Source organism: Pseudomonas sp. 10(2024) (genome assembly GCF_045164175.1).
Taxonomy (GTDB): Bacteria; Pseudomonadota; Gammaproteobacteria; order Pseudomonadales; family Pseudomonadaceae; genus Aquipseudomonas; species Aquipseudomonas alloputida.
On the sequence record NZ_CP174006.1, the window covers coordinates 4,947,275 to 4,964,349 of the forward strand.

Annotated in this window: 15 protein-coding genes; 8 read left to right on the forward strand and 7 right to left on the reverse strand. The window is 62.6% G+C overall.

Annotated features, from left to right (window positions below; translation table 11 throughout):
- Positions 1–10: 10 nt before the first annotated feature.
- Complete coding sequence (gene mscL / locus ACI7M0_RS22435) at positions 11–430, forward strand: large-conductance mechanosensitive channel protein MscL (RefSeq protein ID WP_020193520.1); 420 nt, start codon at positions 11–13, stop codon at positions 428–430.
- A 274-nt stretch (positions 431–704) separates the two neighbouring features.
- Here the strand turns inward: mscL and ACI7M0_RS22440 are convergent, their stop codons facing one another.
- A complete protein-coding gene (locus tag ACI7M0_RS22440) occupies positions 705–1,481 on the reverse strand; it encodes a ferredoxin--NADP reductase (protein WP_014592355.1) in 777 nt (258 codons plus the stop codon).
- Positions 1,482–1,696: 215 nt separating this feature from the next.
- Between ACI7M0_RS22440 and ACI7M0_RS22445 the strand changes: the two genes are divergently transcribed.
- Positions 1,697–2,404: an autoinducer binding domain-containing protein gene (locus ACI7M0_RS22445; protein ID WP_129932567.1), complete on the forward strand. Its 708-nt coding sequence runs from the start codon at positions 1,697–1,699 to the stop codon at positions 2,402–2,404.
- 96 nt (positions 2,405–2,500) lie between these two features.
- The gene (locus tag ACI7M0_RS22450; RefSeq protein ID WP_129932568.1) at positions 2,501–3,625 is read left to right on the forward strand and encodes a methyltransferase; all 1,125 of its coding nucleotides are present in this window, start codon (positions 2,501–2,503) and stop codon (positions 3,623–3,625) included.
- Positions 3,626–3,730: 105 nt separating this feature from the next.
- On the opposite strand, the gene ACI7M0_RS22455 is transcribed toward ACI7M0_RS22450, so the two are convergent.
- The 3 genes from ACI7M0_RS22455 to ACI7M0_RS22465 are packed head-to-tail and all read right to left on the reverse strand — an operon-like array spanning position 3,731 to position 6,343.
- Positions 3,731–3,886, reverse strand: coding sequence for a DUF2474 domain-containing protein (locus tag ACI7M0_RS22455; protein WP_003251614.1), 156 nt, complete (start codon positions 3,884–3,886; stop codon positions 3,731–3,733).
- Positions 3,887–3,895: 9 nt separating this feature from the next.
- Positions 3,896–4,903: a cytochrome d ubiquinol oxidase subunit II gene (cydB, locus tag ACI7M0_RS22460; protein ID WP_010955308.1), complete on the reverse strand. Its 1,008-nt coding sequence runs from the start codon at positions 4,901–4,903 to the stop codon at positions 3,896–3,898.
- A gap of 3 nt (positions 4,904–4,906) precedes the next feature.
- The gene (locus ACI7M0_RS22465) at positions 4,907–6,343 is read right to left on the reverse strand and encodes a cytochrome ubiquinol oxidase subunit I (RefSeq protein ID WP_019438403.1); all 1,437 of its coding nucleotides are present in this window, start codon (positions 6,341–6,343) and stop codon (positions 4,907–4,909) included.
- 343 nt (positions 6,344–6,686) lie between these two features.
- Between ACI7M0_RS22465 and ACI7M0_RS22470 the strand changes: the two genes are divergently transcribed.
- The 3 genes from ACI7M0_RS22470 to trmA all read left to right on the forward strand — a co-directional run bounded on the left by ACI7M0_RS22470 (position 6,687) and on the right by trmA (position 10,514).
- Positions 6,687–7,907, forward strand: a complete 1,221-nt coding sequence (locus ACI7M0_RS22470) for an MFS transporter (protein WP_129932569.1) — start codon at positions 6,687–6,689, stop codon at positions 7,905–7,907.
- A 229-nt stretch (positions 7,908–8,136) separates the two neighbouring features.
- The gene (locus ACI7M0_RS22475; RefSeq protein ID WP_010955311.1) at positions 8,137–9,432 is read left to right on the forward strand and encodes an NCS2 family permease; all 1,296 of its coding nucleotides are present in this window, start codon (positions 8,137–8,139) and stop codon (positions 9,430–9,432) included.
- Positions 9,429–10,514: a tRNA (uridine(54)-C5)-methyltransferase TrmA gene (gene trmA / locus ACI7M0_RS22480; protein WP_129932570.1), complete on the forward strand. Its 1,086-nt coding sequence runs from the start codon at positions 9,429–9,431 to the stop codon at positions 10,512–10,514. The genes ACI7M0_RS22475 and trmA overlap by 4 nt, the downstream gene beginning before the upstream one ends.
- A 137-nt stretch (positions 10,515–10,651) precedes the next feature.
- Here the strand turns inward: trmA and pcaG are convergent, their stop codons facing one another.
- Both pcaG and pcaH read right to left on the reverse strand, forming a co-directional pair.
- On the reverse strand, positions 10,652–11,257 hold the full coding sequence (gene pcaG / locus ACI7M0_RS22485; RefSeq protein WP_010955312.1) for a protocatechuate 3,4-dioxygenase subunit alpha: 606 nt from the start codon (positions 11,255–11,257) through the stop codon (positions 10,652–10,654).
- Positions 11,258–11,267: 10 nt separating this feature from the next.
- The gene (pcaH, locus tag ACI7M0_RS22490) at positions 11,268–11,987 is read right to left on the reverse strand and encodes a protocatechuate 3,4-dioxygenase subunit beta (RefSeq protein ID WP_009682255.1); all 720 of its coding nucleotides are present in this window, start codon (positions 11,985–11,987) and stop codon (positions 11,268–11,270) included.
- Positions 11,988–12,187: 200 nt separating this feature from the next.
- Here pcaH and ACI7M0_RS22495 point away from each other — a divergent pair, with 200 nt between their 5' ends.
- Both ACI7M0_RS22495 and ACI7M0_RS22500 read left to right on the forward strand, forming a co-directional pair.
- Positions 12,188–13,078 (forward strand): neutral zinc metallopeptidase, encoded by an 891-nt coding sequence (locus ACI7M0_RS22495; RefSeq protein ID WP_003251596.1) that lies wholly within the window; start codon positions 12,188–12,190, stop codon positions 13,076–13,078.
- A gap of 171 nt (positions 13,079–13,249) precedes the next feature.
- On the forward strand, positions 13,250–15,169 hold the full coding sequence (locus ACI7M0_RS22500; RefSeq protein ID WP_129932571.1) for a methyl-accepting chemotaxis protein: 1,920 nt from the start codon (positions 13,250–13,252) through the stop codon (positions 15,167–15,169).
- A gap of 135 nt (positions 15,170–15,304) precedes the next feature.
- On the opposite strand, the gene ggt is transcribed toward ACI7M0_RS22500, so the two are convergent.
- Entirely contained in the window at positions 15,305–16,972 is a 1,668-nt protein-coding gene (gene ggt / locus ACI7M0_RS22505) for a gamma-glutamyltransferase (RefSeq protein ID WP_129932572.1), read from the reverse strand.
- Positions 16,973–17,075: the final 103 nt, after the last annotated feature.

Sequence of the window (17,075 nt, forward strand, 5' to 3'; positions counted from 1 at the left end):
GGAACCAAACATGGGCATGCTCAACGAGTTCAAGGCTTTCGCAGTCAAAGGCAATGTCGTCGACATGGCGGTCGGTATCATCATCGGCGCGGCCTTCGGCAAGATCGTCTCGTCCTTCGTCGGCGACGTGATCATGCCGCCACTGGGCCTGCTGATCGGTGGCGTGGACTTCAGCGACCTGGCCATTACCCTGAAGGCTGCCGAAGGTGACGTGCCAGCGGTGATGCTGGCGTATGGCAAGTTCATCCAGACCGTGATCGACTTCCTGATCGTGGCCTTTGCCATCTTCATGGGCGTGAAGGCGATCAACAAGCTCAAGCGTGAAGAAGCCGTGGCACCGACTACACCGCCTGTGCCTTCGGCTGAAGAGACGCTGCTGACCGAGATTCGCGATTTGCTCAAGACGCAGAACCAGAACCGCTTGCCTTGAAATTGCCGGGGGCGCTGTAGGGGCGGGCCTGCTGGCGAAGAGTCCAGTGCGGTGGATGGCACCGGCTTCGCCGGTGTTCGCGGGTGAACCCGCTCCTACACGGCGGCCTGTGTCCAACCACCGATGTGTGTCCACCACCGATCTGTGTAGGAGCGGGTTTACCCGCGAATACGGTGGCGGCGTCAACAGTGAACGGCGGGTGGAGATTGGCCAGCAGGCCCGGCCCTTTCGCGGGTAAACCCGCGCCTACAGGCCCGCAACGGCCGCAATGGTCTTACCAGTAGTTCTCGACAGCCACCTGCCCGGGCCGCTTGCTCAGGCTCAGTTGCAGGTCTCGCGCCTTGAGGACCTTGCGGGTTTCGTCGATCATTTCCGGGTTACCGCACAGCATCACCCGCGAATGCTCCGGCGACAGCTCAAGCCCCGCCGCCTTCTCCAGCTCGCCATTCTCGATCAACGTGGTAATGCGCTGATTCAACGCCCCTGGGTGCTGTTCACGGGTCACCACGGGAATGAACTGCAACTTGCCCGCGTACTCAGCAAGATAATCGCGCTGTTCCAGCCCGGCAATTTCATCCACATAAGCCAGCTCCTTCGCTTCGCGCACTGAATACACCAGCTTGATGCTGTCGAAGCGCTCCCAGGCCTCGAAGTCCTGCAGGATCGACATAAAGGGCGCAATGCCGGTACCGGTAGCCAGCAGCCACAGGTCACGACCACCGACGAAGCGGTCGAGGGTGAGAAAACCGAACGCCTGGCGGTCGATCAGCAACGTATCGCCTGCACCCAAACGGCTCAGCTCACTGGTGAACTCACCACCTGGCACCACGATGGAAAAGAAATCCAGGTGCTCGTCATGGGGGGCGCTGACCATGGAATAGGCGCGCCACACCACACTACCATCGGCCTTGGTCACACCTAGCCGGGCAAATTGGCCGGAACGGAAGCGGAACCCCGCGTCGCGCGTAACCCGCAGGCTGAAGAGGTTCGGCGTCAGTGGCTGAACATCAAGCAGTGTCTGGCGAGTGAACTTTTCGGCGCTAGCGGTCATATCGGGCTCCAGGGTTGGCGTGTGCACAGTGTCGCCTAAAGTGGCCAGGATAAAAACCACCGCTTTGTAGGGCCTCATCCAGGGTGAACGTGCCGAACTCGCAGAAAATCCTGTTCGCTATAACAAAAAAATCCCAACAGGATGGTAGGTCTTTTCCTACAATCATCCGGGTACTCAAACGGATTGGAACCTGCGCGCCCCTAGGAGTGTTTCAAATGCTTCACTGGAAACCCGAGTATCTTCATGCGTTCGTCAGCGAACGCAGCCCGCAGAAGCTATTCGACATCGCAGTCCATCTGGCTCAGGACCTGGACATGGATTACCTTGGGCTGAACATCCGCATTCAGATCGCTACACAAACGCCAAGGCTGTACCTCTACAGCAACTACCCAAGTGAGTGGATCGAGCGCTACCAGCGCGACGACTTCTACAAGCAGGACCCGGCGGCGAACCTGAGCCACAGCTCAACGATGCCGGTGCTGTGGACCGATGAACTCTACAAGGAAGCCCCGCAATTTCGCGAAATGGCCTGCCTGCACGGCTTGCGCCACGGCTGGACACAGTCGCTTCACGATCAGCAGCACAACGAAAGCCAGATCAGTGTCGCTCGGCCAAACGGCCCCATCGATGAGGTCGAACTGTACGACAAAGCCGGGAGCGTGCAGTGGCTGTGCCACGCCCTCCACGCGGTACTGGGCGAGCACCATCTGAACGCGCTATGCCCACCCCAGCCGAAAATGAGCGAGCGCGAACTGGAAGTGCTGAAATGGTCTGCCGCCGGCAAGACCGCTGCCGATGTTGCCTCCATCCTCTCGCTGTCGCAAAGCACGGTCAATTTCCATATCCGCAGCGTGATCACCAAGACCAACGCTGCCAACAAGGCCGGAGCCATCGCCATTGCCGCCTTGCGTGGCTGGATCTGACCTTCAAACCTGCGACCTTGGGCAAAGCCCTGTAGAATCGCCCGGCAAAGCCCGGCGCGAACCGCAACGGGCAGTTTCGTACCCGAGCCAGACGCCATGCCCCTGTTGACCACCCCCTACGCCGAACTCGACCTGATCCGCCAGCCGGAGCAGGCCAACGACCCGTTGCAGGCCTTCGATGCCGCCGACGAGTACCTGCTTGCGCAGCTACACGATCAGGCACCCGACGCCAATTGCCGGGTACTGGTGCTCAATGACAGCTTCGGTGCCCTGGCCGCAAGCCTTGCAGGCCAGCTGCAGGTGGTCAGCAGCGGTGACTCGCACCTGGGGCACCTGGCCCTGGAAAAGAACCTGGCGCGCAATGGCCTGCCGTTCGACAGCGTGCCGTTCGTACCGGCCAGCGAACACTGGCAAGGCCCGTTCGACCGGGTGCTGGTGCGTGTGCCCAAGACCCTGGCCCTGCTGGAAGAACAACTGATCCGCCTGCAAGGCCAGCTGGCACCCGGTGCGCAGGTGATTGCTGGGGCAATGATCAAGCACCTGCCACGGGCGGCCGGCGACCTGATGGAGAAGTACATCGGCCCCGTACAGGCTTCGCTGGCACTGAAAAAGGCCCGTTTGCTGACAGCAACGGTTGCCGAGCGGCCGCTCGCCAAGTCCCCCTACCCCAGCTGCTACCGCCTCGACGCGCCGGCTCTTGACTTGGTCAACCACGCCAACGTGTTCTGCCGTGAAGGCCTGGATATCGGGACGCGGGCGTTCCTCCCGCATCTGCCACGCGGCCTCGGCCGTGCACGGGTGGCAGACCTGGGCTGCGGCAACGGCGTGCTCGCGATCGCCAGCGCCCTGGCCAACCCGGAGGCCGAGTACACCCTGGTCGACGAGTCGTACATGGCAGTGCAATCGGCGCGGGAGAACTGGCTGGCAGCGTTGGGCGAGCGCCCGGCGACCTTCTTCGCGGCCGATGGCCTGGCCGGGCTGGAGAAACAGTCGCTGGACGTGGTGCTGTGCAACCCGCCGTTCCACCAACAGCAGGTAGTAGGTGACTTCCTCGCCTGGCGCATGTTCCAGCAGGCGCGTGAAGCGCTGGTGGTAGGTGGGGCGCTGTACATCGTAGGTAACCGGCACCTGGGCTATCACAGCAAGCTGGCGCGGTTGTTCCGGGGGGTGGAGCAGGTGGCGGCAACGCCCAAGTTCGTCATTCTGAAAGCCCGCAAGTAGGCGCGCCACCGCCCCCGTAGGAGCGAGCTTGCCCGCGAACACCGGCAACGCCGGTGCCATCTAGCGCGTTGCCTGCTTCGCGGGCAAGCCCGCTGCCGCTCTTTATCAATGTGTGGTCAATCCCGCCGCCCCCATGAACAGCCGCATCACCCAGGCCGCCACACCCAGCGCTGCGACGCTCATCGCCCAGATCAGCAACAGCCAACCCAGTCGCTGCCACAGCGGTTTCTTGTCTTCCAAACCATGCTTGCCAGCCATCATGCGGCCCTCCTAGTGATAGCCGTCTTCGTGGGTCACCTTGCCGCGGAACACGTAGTAGCTCCAGAAGGTATACATGAGGATAAACGGCAGGATGAACAGGGTACCCACCAGCATGAAGCCCTGGCTTTGCGGTGGCGCTGCGGCATCCCAGATCGAAATCGACGGCGGGATGATGTTAGGCCACAGGCTGATTCCCAAGCCGCTGTAGCCAAGGAAGATCAGTACCAGCGTGAGCAGGAACGGCGTGTAGTGCGCGTTGCGTGCCACCGCTTTGAGCAACCCGTAGAAGGTCACCAGCACCAGCAGCGGCACCGGCATGAACCAGATCAGGTTGGGCATGCTGAACCAGCGGTCGGCAATCTGCGGGTAGGCGATGGGCGTCCACAGGCTGACGATACCGATCACCACCAGCAGCACCAGCGCCAGCGGCCGGGCCATATCGTGCATCTTCTGCTGCAGCGGCCCTTCGGTCTTCATGATCAGCCAGGTGCAACCCAGCAGGGTGTAGGCCACGATCAACCCCAGCCCGCAGAACAGGCTGAATGGGGTCAGCCAGTCCAGGGTGCCACCGGCAAAATGCCGGTCGACCACCTTGAACCCCTCCAGGAACGCGCCCAGCGCCACGCCCTGAAAGAAGGTGGCGATCAGCGAACCCCAGATGAAAGCCTTGTCCCAGATATGCCGCTTGTCAGCCTTGGCCTTGAAGCGGAACTCGAAGGCCACGCCTCGGAAAATCAGGCCGATCAGCATCAGGATCAGGGGCAGGTACAGGGCCTCGAGAACCACGGCATACGCCATCGGGAAGGCCCCGAACAGTCCGGCACCGCCCAGGACCAACCAGGTTTCGTTGCCGTCCCATACCGGCGCGACAGTGTTCATCATGACATCACGGTCCTGCTCGCCCTTGACGAAGGGGAAGAGCATGCCGATCCCCAGGTCGAATCCGTCCATCACCACGTACATCATGACGCCGAAGATGATGATCACGGCCCAGATCAGTGGAAGGTCGATACCCATGGTTCAGTTCCCCTTGTTCAGGCTGGCAGAGGTGGCCTCGCGGCCATCATCGGCAGCGGACAAAGGCCGTGCCGGCGTGCGTTTCTGGCCTGGGCCTCCCGGTGTGTGCTCGTCACCCTCGCCGGTCTGCGGCCCTTTGCGCACCAGGCGCATCATGTAGCCAAGGCCGGTGCCAAACAGGGCGAAGTACACCACCACGAACGCCACAAGGGTGAAGCCAAGCTGGGCGTAGCTGTGGTTGGAAACACCGTCCGCCGTGCGCATCAGGCCGTACACCACCCAGGGCTGGCGGCCAATTTCGGTAGTGAACCAGCCCGCCAGCACCGCGATCAGCCCGGATGGCCCCATCCACAGGGCCACATGCAGGAACGGGCGTGAACTGTACAGCGTGCCGCGTTTGCGCAACCACAGGCTCCACAGGCCAACGAAGATCATCAGGAAACCAAGCCCGACCATGATCCGGAACGACCAGAACACAATGGTCGAATTAGGCCGGTCCTCGGGCGGAAACTCCTTCATCGCCGGCACCTGCTTGTCCAGGCTGTGAGTCAGGATCAGGCTGCCGAGCGCCGGGATCTCGATCTTGAACCGGGTAGTCTCGGCCTCCATGTCGGGAATGCCGAACAGGATCAGCGGAGTCGGCTCACCGGGCACGTTCTCCCAGTGGCCTTCGATCGCAGCAATTTTCACCGGCTGGTGCTTGAGAGTATTGAGGCCGTGGAAATCGCCGATCACTGCCTGAATCGGGGCGACGATCAGTGCCATCCACATGGCCATCGACAGCATCTTGCGTACAGCCGGGTTGTCACGCCCGCGCAGCAGGTGCCAGGCCGCCGAGGCACCGACGAAGAACGCGGTGGACACGAACGCGGCAGTGGCCATGTGCATCAGGCGGTAGGGGAAGGAGGGGTTGAACACCACCGCAAACCAGTCCACCGGCACCACCCGACCATCGATGATCTCGTGACCTTGCGGGGTTTGCATCCAGCTGTTGGAGGCGAGAATCCAGAAGGTCGAGACCAGCGTACCGAGCGCTACCATCACCGTGGAGAAGAAGTGCAGACCACGGCCGACGCGGTTCCAGCCAAACAGCATGACGCCCAGGAAACCGGCCTCGAGGAAGAACGCAGTCAGTACTTCGTAGGTGAGCAGCGGGCCGGTGACGGCGCCGGCAAAGTCGGAGAAGCGGCTCCAGTTGGTGCCGAACTGGTAGGCCATGACCAGGCCGGAGACGACGCCCATGCCGAAGTTGACGGCGAAGATCTTCGACCAGAAGTGATAGAGGTCACGGTAGACCTGGTTGTGGGTCCGCAGCCATAGGCCTTCGAGGACTGCCAGGTAGCTGGCCAGGCCAATGGTGATGGCCGGGAACAGGATGTGGAACGACACGGTAAAGGCAAACTGCATTCGGGCGAGCTCTAAGGCCTCTATTCCGAACATGGTGCTTCCTCTTCAGATAATCCGGCGTCCGGGCTTGTGGCCCCAGTCGCCCACTGCCCCCACTGGGTCGAGTACGGCGTGTTGGAATTGTTCTGTTCGATCGCAGGGATTCCGGCCAGACGGCCAATTCATTGATCTGGAACGATTGACCCAGATCAATGAATGCTAGGAAGCATAGTCCCGAATGGCCCGGTGGGCCGTGTGGTGGATTGCCGCGTGACCTGTTGCCTCACCCTCTTTGATTAGCAGTGGAAAAGTGCCGACCTGAGCAAACAGTAACCGTTTGTTACAAACAGATGATACGCTGCGCCCCCCTCTACTGCGCCGAGGCCCCTGGTTTCCGATGTCCGATTCCGCACCGCAGTTGTTGCGTCACCATCGTCCTTTTCTGGCCTTCTGGCTGGCCCGCGTGTTCACCGCCAGCGGCTTCCAGATGCTCACCGTGGCCATCGGCTGGCACCTCTACCAATTGACCGGCAACGTCCTGGACCTGGGCCTGGTCGGCCTGGTCGAGTTCGCCCCACGGGTGCTGTTCATGCTGCACACCGGCCATGTCGCCGACCGCTATGACAGGCGCAAGGTCGCCGCCCTGTGCCAGTGCCTTCAGGGGCTGATTGCCCTGGCGCTGGCGGTGGGCAGTGCCACCGACAATGTCACCCGCGAACTGATCTTTGCCCTGGCCTTCCTGCTCGGCGCCAGCCGCTCATTCGAAATGCCGGCAACCCAGGCGCTGTTGCCCAATGTGGTACCGGCCGGGCTGTTCCCGCGGGCAGTGGCGGCGTCGGCCTCAGCCACCCAGGCTGCGACCATCGTGGCGCCGGCGGTGGGCGGTTTCCTGTATGCCTTTGGCAGCATGTGGGTGTACGGCCCGACGGTGGCCTTGTACGCCATTGCCTGCGTGCTGACCCTGAGCCTGCAGGCGCGCGGCCAGGTCGCACAGCGCGGGCGCGCCAGCATCGAATCGCTGCTGGCTGGCATCCGCTTCCTTCGCAGCCGGCCCGACATCCTCGGCGCCATCTCGCTGGACCTGTTCGCCGTATTGTTGGGCGGAGCCACCGCGTTGCTGCCGGTATTTGCCAAGGACATCCTGCTGACCGGGCCGATGGGCCTTGGCCTGTTGCGCTCGGCGCCAGCGGTGGGAGCATTGCTGATGTCGCTCTGGTTGGCGCGCTTCCCGTTCCAGCGCAACGTCGGGCGGACGATGTTCACTGCGGTCGGCGTGTTCGGCGTGGCGACCATCGCCTTCGGCCTGTCGACCTCGTTCTGGTTCTCGCTGGCGGTACTGGTGGTACTGGGGGCGGCAGACATGATCAGCATGGTCATTCGCAGTTCGTTCGTGCAGCTGGAGACACCGGATGAAATGCGTGGGCGGGTGAGCGCAGTGAACGGCTTGTTCATCGGTGCCTCGAACCAGCTCGGTGAGTTCGAATCGGGGGTGACCGCGCACTGGTTTGGTACAGTGCCGGCGGTGGTGCTGGGCGGGGTGGGCACTTTGGTGGTGACCGGGGTGTGGATAAAACTGTTCCCTACCCTGGCCAAGCGGGATCGGTTGCATAACGGGTGATGGGTCACCTGTGCCCGCCGCTTCGCGGGCAAGCCCGCGCCTACGGGGGAACCTCCCCGCACAGGGCCAGAAAAACCCATTCCCCAACGGCCATAGGCCCCCGCCATGCATGCTGGTATGATGCGCGGCTTTTTTCCTCCCCACACAAAACCACGGCATCCGGTACGGTCTGTGCTTTGCTGTTGGGGTCGATACATTCATGGCGCCGGGGGCGCCTTGGGGAGCGGGCATGCTGGAAAGGCTGTTTCAACTAAGAGCACACAACACCAACGTGCGCACCGAGATTCTCGCGGGCGTCACCACCTTCCTGGCCATGGCCTACATTCTGTTCGTCAACCCGAGCATCCTCGGCGAGACCGGCATGGACAAGGGCGCGATCTTCGTCGCCACCTGCCTGGCAGCGGCCATCGGCTCCGCCACCATGGGCCTGATTGCCAACTACCCGATCGCCCTGGCACCGGGCATGGGCCTGAACGCGTTCTTCACCTACACCGTGGTGCTGCACATGGGCCACACCTGGCAGGTGGCACTGGGTGCCGTGTTCCTGTCGGCGGTGATGTTCTTCCTGCTGTCGATCTTCCGCATCCGCGAGTGGATCGTGAACAGCATCCCGCTGCCGCTGCGTTCGGCGATTGCCGCCGGCATCGGCCTGTTCCTGGCATTGATCGCCCTGCATAACGCCGGCATCGTCGTCGATAACCCAGCCACCTTGGTGGGCATGGGCGACCTCAAGCAGCCTTCGGTGATTCTCGCCACACTGGGCTTCTTCCTGATCGTCGGCCTTGAGTCGCTGAAAGTTCGCGGCGCGGTGCTGATCGGCATCCTGGCCGTCACCGTCGCGTCGATCGCCATGGGCGTCACGCCGTTCGGCGGGATCGTGTCGATGCCACCTTCGCTGGCACCCACCTTCCTGCAACTGGACATCGCCGGTGCCCTCGATGTGGGCCTGATCAGCGTGATCTTCGCGTTCCTGTTCGTCGACCTGTTCGACAACTCCGGCACACTGATCGCCGTGGCCAAGCGCGCCGGCCTGATGGGCAAGGACGGCCACATGCCGAAGATGGGCCGCGCCCTGATCGCCGACAGCACCGCCGCCATGGCCGGCTCCCTGCTGGGCACCTCGACCACCACCAGCTATATCGAGTCCGCTGCGGGCGTGAGCGCCGGTGGCCGCACCGGCCTGACGGCCATCGTGGTTGCCGTGCTGTTCCTGCTGGCGCTGTTCTTTGCCCCACTGGCCGGTAGCGTGCCCGCCTTCGCCACCGCTCCGGCGCTGCTGTTCGTCGCGGTACTGATGGCCTCGGGCCTGGCGGAAATAAACTGGGACGACGTCACCGAAGCCGCACCGGTGGTGGTAACTGCCTTGGCCATGCCGTTGACGTACTCGATCGCCAATGGTATCGCCTTCGGCTTCATCGCCTGGACCGCCGTCAAGCTGATCTCGGGCCGCCACCGCGAACTGAACTCGGCGCTGGTGATCCTTTCCATCCTGTTCGTCATCAAGCTAGGCTGGTTCAACGCATGAGTGCTGCTTTCGACCCCTCCTCCTACGCCACCCAGCTGGATGCCAAAGTGGCCCGGCTGCGCGAGCTGCTGGCACCGTTCGGTGCGCCGGAACCGGCTGTTTTCGACTCACCGCGCGAGCATTACCGCCTGCGCGCCGAGTTCCGCCTGTGGCGCGAGGATGGCCAGCGCCACTACGCCATGTTCGCCCCGGGCGAGAAGCACAAGGCAATCCTGATTGACGATTTCCCCATTGCCAGCGAACGCATCAACGCGTTGATGCCACGCCTGAAGGCAGCCTGGCAGGCCAGCGAAGAACTGGGCAACCGCCTGTTCCAGGTGGAGTTCCTCACCACGCTGGCTGGCGATGCGATGATCACGATGTGCTATCACCGCCCGCTGGACGACGCCTGGGAAGTGGAAGCACGGCAACTGGCTGAAGCGCTGGGGGTGAGCGTCATCGGCCGTTCCAAGGGCAAGCGCCTGGTTATCGGCCGCGACTACGCAGTGGAAAAACTCGATGTGGCTGGCCGCTTGTTCAGTTACCGCCAGCCAGAGGGTGCGTTCACCCAGCCCAACGGCGCAGTGAACCAGAAGATGCTCAGCTGGGCCTTCGAGGCCATTGGCGAGCGTGAGGATGACCTGCTGGAGCTGTATTGCGGCAACGGCAACTTCACCCTGCCGCTGGCCACGCGTGTACGCCAGGTGCTGGCCACCGAAATCAGCAAGACATCGGTCAATGCCGCACTGAGCAACCTCGACGAGAACGCTGTGGATAACGTGCGGCTGGTACGTTTGTCGGCAGAGGAGCTGACCCAGGCACTGAATGAGGTGCGGCCGTTCCGTCGCCTGGAAGGCATCGACCTGAAGAGTTATCAGTTCGGTACAGTGTTCGTCGACCCACCGCGTGCGGGGATGGACCCGGATACCTGCGAGCTGACCCGTCGTTTCGAACGCATCCTGTACATCTCGTGCAACCCGGAAACACTGGCAGCGAACATTGCCCAGTTGCAGGACACCCACCGTATCGAGCGCTGTGCATTGTTTGACCAGTTCCCGTATACCCACCATATGGAGAGTGGGGTTCTGCTGGTTCGGCGCTGATCGTTGTATCGCCGGGGCTGCTTTGCAGCCCATTCGCGGGCAAGCCCGCTCCCACATTGATCGGCGTCGGTGTACGCAGATCGTTGTAGGAGCGGGCTTGCCCGCGAATGGGCCGCAGAGCGGCCCCAAGCTTCACCTCAGAAGTCGAAGAAGACGGTCTCCCCTTCCCCCTGAATGCGGATATCAAAGCGGTACGCCGTCTTGCCATCCACTTCGCAACGCTTGGCAATCAAGGTTTCACGCCGCTGCGGCTGCTCGATCAGGTTGAGCACCGGGCACTTGGCATTGGCCTGGGCCTCATCATCGAAATACAGGCGCGTGTGCAGGTGGATGTTGATGCCACGGGCAAACAGGCTGATGTTGATGTGCGGCGCCATCGGCACGCCAGCAGCGTTGTTCACCACACCCGGCTTGACCGTTTGCAGCGTCCACTCACCGGCATCGAAGGTGGTAGCCGTGCGGCCAAAGCTGTTGAAGGCGTTTTCCAGGTTGTAGGCATCCTGGTACTCACCGTTGGCGTCGGCCTGCCACACTTCCAGGAACGAGTCGCGCACCAGGTGGCCGTTTCCGTCATATACGTGGCCGATCAGCAGAATGTGCTCGCCCGGGGCGTCTGGCTTGGCCAGGCAGTTCCAGATTTCCTGGTCGCGGGTCGGGTTGCCGGCGGCTTCCAGGGCCAGGCCGATGTGCACGTAGGGGCCGGCAGTCTGCGAAGGGGTTTCCGGCAGCAGTTCGATTGGCATGGCGGGGTCCTCAGCAGTTTTCGAAGTGGGTCTTGCGCTGGCCGCGCAGCACGATGTCGAAGCGGTAGGCCAGGCAGTCCATCGGGTTGGCGTTGCTCATGTCGAGCTTGGCGATCAACTGCTGCACGGCTTGCGGGTTGGCGATCGACTTGACGATAGGGCACATCGGGATCAGCGGGTCACCTTCGAAGTACAACTGGGTGATCAGCTTGGTGGCGATCGATGGACCGCTGATGGCGAAGTGGATATGCGCCGGGCGCCAGTCGTTCGGGCCGTTGCGCCATGGGTACGGGCCCGGCTTGATGGTGCGGAAGCTGTAATAGCCGTCACGGTCGGTCAGGCACCGGCCAACACCACCGAAGTTCGGGTCCAGCGGCGCCAGGTAGCGGTCGTTCTTGTGGCGATAGCGGCCGCCGGCGTTGGCTTGCCACATCTCCACCAGAGTGTTCGGCACAGGCTTGCCGTACTGGTCGACGACACGGCCGGCGACGATGATGCGCTCGCCAATGGGCAGGCCACCGTTATTGAAGTTCAGCAGCAGGTCATGGTCGTGGGCGCCGAAGCCCAGATGGGAAAAGTCCGGACCAGTGGTTTCGCTGATCGACTGCGGAATGCTGACCAGTGCCTGGCGCGGCGAGCGGGCAACGGAGGTCTTGTAGTCAGGCGTAAGGGCTTTAGGGTGCCAGTTGCGATCACGGATCACGAAGCGGCTGTTGTCCTGGGCGGGCATGCCGGTTTCCTCTCTTGGAATTGTGAGAACGCCTGGGCGTGGCAGGCGGACTTGCAGTTTCCGGCAGGTCGCGCGCGATGAATATTGAAATCGACCACCTCATACATAACCAAATGGTTATGGATTAACACCTTTGCCTGACACCTGCCGCTTTCCTGAACTAATCTTTGACTTCTTGTTTCACGCTCGGGAGAGCATTCATGGAATGGCGAAAAGGCCGACGCAGCGACAACGTGGTCGATGCCCGGGGCGAAGGTGGCGGTGGCGGCATGCGCTTCGGCGGCGGCAAGGGGCTGGGGCTCGGGGCGATTCTGCTGATCGTCGGCATCGGCTGGCTCACCGGGCAGGACCCGCTGCAGATTCTTGGCCAGCTTGCCGGGCAGATGGAGCAGCAACAACAGCAGACGGCGCCCAGTGGTGCGGGCGGCAAGGCGCCACCGGCCAACGACCAGCAAGCTGAGTTCGTCGCCTCGGTTCTGGGTGACACCGAAGACACTTGGAAAGCCCTGTTCGCCGAGGCCGGCAAACAATACCGTGACCCCAAACTGGTCCTGTTCAGCGGCCAGGTCAATTCGGCCTGCGGTTTTGCCTCGGCAGCGGTTGGGCCGTTCTATTGCCCGGCGGACCAGCGGGTATACCTGGACATGTCGTTCTTCCGTGAAATGGAAACCCGCTTCGCTGCAGCTGGCGACTTCGCCCAGGCCTACGTGATCGCCCACGAAATCGGTCACCATGTGCAGACACTGCTGGGCGTCTCGGCCAAGGTCGACGCCGCACGACGCGCTGGCCAGCGCATGGAGGGCGACAACGGCCTGTTGGTGCGCCAGGAGTTGCAGGCCGACTGTCTGGCCGGGGTATGGGCCTACCAGGCGCAGAAACGCCTGAACTGGCTGGAGCCAGGCGATGTCGAGGAAGCGCTGAATGCGGCCAATGCAATCGGCGACGACCGCCTGCAGCAGCAAAGCCGCGGGCGCGTAGTGCCAGACTCGTTCACCCACGGTACCTCGGCGCAGCGGGTGCGCTGGTTCAAGGCCGGGTTTGCCGAAGGTGAAGTGAATCGCTGCGACACCTTCAGTGCACGCACTCTCTGATGCCCGGTGCAACAGGGACCGAGTGAGACCGCTTGCTGACATTTTGCTGAAAAAGCGTTTCAGCTTCCCCAATCATGGCCGATAACCCCTGCACGAATCAGCGGGCATCCAGAACAACAACGCCTGGCGATCGAAGATCAAGAGAGCGAAATCAACTTCTGGAGAGCGTGCATGAACAGCTGGTTCGCCAACATCAGCGTCAACCTTAAACTCGGCCTGGGCTTCGGCCTGGTGCTGGTCCTCACTGGCCTGCTGGCCCTCACCGGCTGGACCAGCCTGGGCAGCCTGATCGACCGTAGCAACTGGATGGGCGATATTGGCCAGTTGAACAAGGACCTCACCGATCTGCGCATTGCGCGCCTGCAGTACATGATCGCCAACGGCGACGATACCGCCGCCGCCAACACCCTGGCCAAGCTGGACGCATTCAGCAAGCAGCAGGCCTACCTGGCCACCACCTTCAAAAGCCCGGAGAACGTCAAGCTGCTGGGTGAACTGGGCGATACCATCAGTGCCTACAAGCTGTCGCTGAACAAGATGCGCCAGGGCTACGACGCCACCCGCGCAGCGCGCGTTTCCATGGACAGCTCGGCCATCCGCGCCGACCAGGCCATGGATGCGCTCAGCCAGGAGGTGATGGCTCGCCCCGAGGCTGACAGCGTGCGCCTGGCCCAGTACCAGCTGATCAGCAAGGCCCGCCAGCAACTGCTGCAGGTACGCATCGATGTGCGTGGCTACATCGCCGACAACAGCAGCGCCAACGAGCAGGCCGCCTTGCGCCAGCTGGATGCAGCACTGGCCGATACCGACAACCTCAAGCGCCAGCTGCCCAGCGAAGATGCGCGCCTGCAACAGTTCGAAAACGCAGTACTGGCCTATCGTGACGCCGTACGCCAGTTCCGCGACGCGGTTGCCAACATCACCACCGCGCGTGCCGAAATGACCGTGCAGGGTGCCGACATCGTCAAGCGCAGCGACGCGTTGTACCAGATCCAGCTGGAGCGCCGTGACATCGAGAGCACCCAGGCCCGCAGCCTGCAGGCCATCGCCACACTGCTGGCGCTGCTGGTCGGCGTGCTGGCGGCGGTGCTGATCACCCGCCAGATCACGCGCCCGTTGCAAGACACCCTGGTGGCCGTGGAAAAAATCGCCAGTGGCGACCTTACCCAGCACATGCGCGTCACCCGCCGTGACGAACTGGGCGTGCTGCAGCAAGGCATCGCGCGCATGGGCACCACCCTGCGCGAGCTGATCAGCGGCATCCGCGATGGCGTCACCCAGATCGCCAGCGCCGCCGAAGAGCTGTCGGCAGTCACCGAACAGACCAGCGCGGGCGCCAACAGCCAGAAAGTCGAGACCGACCAGGTGGCCACCGCCATGCACGAAATGGCCGCTACCGTTCAGGAAGTGGCGCGCAATGCCGAGCAGGCCTCACATGCAGCCACCGGAGCCGATGACGAAGCCCGTGCCGGCGACCGCGTAGTGGGCGAAGCGATTGGCCAGATCGAACGCCTGGCCGAAGACATGCACCGCTCCACCGAGGCCATGAACCTGCTGCAGCAGGAAAGCCAGAAAATTGGCAGCGTGATGGACGTGATCAAGTCGGTGGCCGAACAGACCAACCTGCTGGCGCTCAACGCAGCGATCGAGGCGGCGCGTGCCGGCGAGGCAGGCCGTGGCTTTGCCGTGGTTGCCGACGAAGTGCGCGGCCTGGCCCAACGCACGCAGAAGTCTACCGAAGAGATCGAAGAGCTGATTGCCAGCCTGCAGCACGGTACCCAGCAAGTGGCGAATGCCATGCAGGGCAGCCGTGCCCTGACCGACAGCAGCGTCGAACTGGCGCGAAAGGCCGGGTCATCGCTGGAGAGCATTACCAGTACGGTATCGAGCATCCAGTCGATGAACCAGCAGATTGCTGCGGCGGCAGAGCAGCAGAGTGCGGTGGCTGAAGAGATCAGCCGAAGCATCCTGAATGTGCGTGATGTGTCAGAGCAAACCGCAGCAGCCAGTGACGAGACGGCAGCGTCGAGTGTGGAGCTGGCGCGGCTGGGTGGGCAGTTGCAGACACTGGTCAGCCAGTTCCGCGTCTGACCGTTGGCACCTGGGGCCGCTTTGCGGCCCTTTCGCGACTCAAGGCCGCCACATTGATCGACGTACGCAGGTCACCATGGGGGCGGCCTTGTGTCGCGATAGGAGGGCAAAGCCCTCCCGGCGTGCTCACAGGTACTACTTGACGATCATCCCCACCCCACGCCCACGTGGGTCGGAAGCGGTCTCAAGCTTCGCCCCATCGACGCGGATCGCCTGGATGTCGCCCATCTCCCAGCCCTGGTCCTCCAGCACATAGCCCATCTTCTTCAGCTCATCAGCTACCGGCCCGGTCAATGGCGCATAGCTGTCGAAGTAGATGGTGTCCTTGGGCAGCAACTGATGGTGCACGCGCTGCGCCGCCACCGCCTTGTCCAGCGGCATGCCGTAGTCGTACAGGTTGTTCATCACCTGGAAGATCGAGGTAAAGATCCGTGAACCACCCGGGGTACCGATAACCAGCTCGACCTTGCCATCGCGGGTCATCAGGCTGGGGCTCATCGACGACAGCATGCGCTTGCCCGGTTCGATCGCGTTGGCATCACCGCCGACCACGCCAAAGGCGTTCGCCGCACCCGGCTTGGCGCTGAAATCATCCATCTCGTCGTTGAGCAGGAAACCGGCGCCCTTCACCACCACACCACTGCCGTAGTCGAGGTTGAGGGTGTAGGTATTGCTGACCGCGTTGCCCTGCTTGTCGACGATCGAGAAATGCGTGGTCTGATGCGGTTCAAGGCCCGGCTTGACCTTGTCGGTGTCGGAAATGGCCTTCGGGTTGACCTGAGCTGCGCGCTTGGCCAGGTAATCCTTGGCCACCAGCTGGTCCACCGGCACCTTGGTGAAGGCCGGGTCGCCCAGGTAATCGGCGCGGTCGGCGAACACCCGCTTCTCGATCTCGGCCAACAGGTGGATGTACTGCGCCGAGTTATGCGCCACCCCTTTGAAGTCGGCCGCGCGGTCTTCCTTGATGCCCAGCAACTGGGCCAGCGCCACACCGCCCGAGCTCGGCGGTGGCGCGGTATACACCACATTGCCACGCCAGCTCACGGCCATCGGTTCACGCCATACCGCCTTGTAATCTTTCAGGTCTTCTTTGGTAATCAGGCCTTTGTCAGCCTGCATCTGCGCCACCAGCAAATCGGCGGTCTTGCCTTGATAGAACTCGCTCACGCCCTTGGCGGCTATGCGCTCCAGGGTCTGGGCCATTTCCGGCTGCTTGAACAGCTCGCCGACCTTCATGTTGCCGAAGTAATCGTTGAAGTTGGTCGCCGTCTTGAACATGCCTTGGGCATCGTTGCGGTACTGGTACTGCTTTTCCGCCACCTTGAAGCCGTTTTTCGCATAGCCGATGGCCGGGGTCAGCAACTCGCTCCAGGGCAGCTTGCCGAACTTCTGGTGCGCCTCCCACAGGCCCATTACCGTACCGGGTACGCCTGCGGCGCGTGCCCCGACCAGGCTGAGGTTCTCGATGACCTCGCCCTTGTCGTCCAGGTACATGTTGCGCGTGGCGGCCTTGGGCGCGACTTCGCGGTAGTCGAGGAAGTAAGGCTTGCCATCGACGAACAGGGTCATGAAGCCGCCACCGCCGATATTACCGGCCTCCGGGTAAGTCACCGCCAGGGTGAAGGCGGTCGCCACTGCCGCGTCCACCGCGTTGCCGCCCTTTTTCAGAATATCGGCGGCCACCTGTGCGCCATATTGATCGGGGGCGGCCACCGCGCCGCCCTCCAGGGTGGCGGCGTAAACCGAGGAACAGCTCAGGATCGCGGCTGCGAGAGCCAGGTACTGGAACGGGACAATACGCATGACACTTCCTTGGTGTTGTTTTTGTTGAGCAGTCAGTAAGGCCGAAGCGCTTCGACTGTGCAATCAACCGGCGGAAGTTTCGCCGCCTGTGGACAGGATTTGT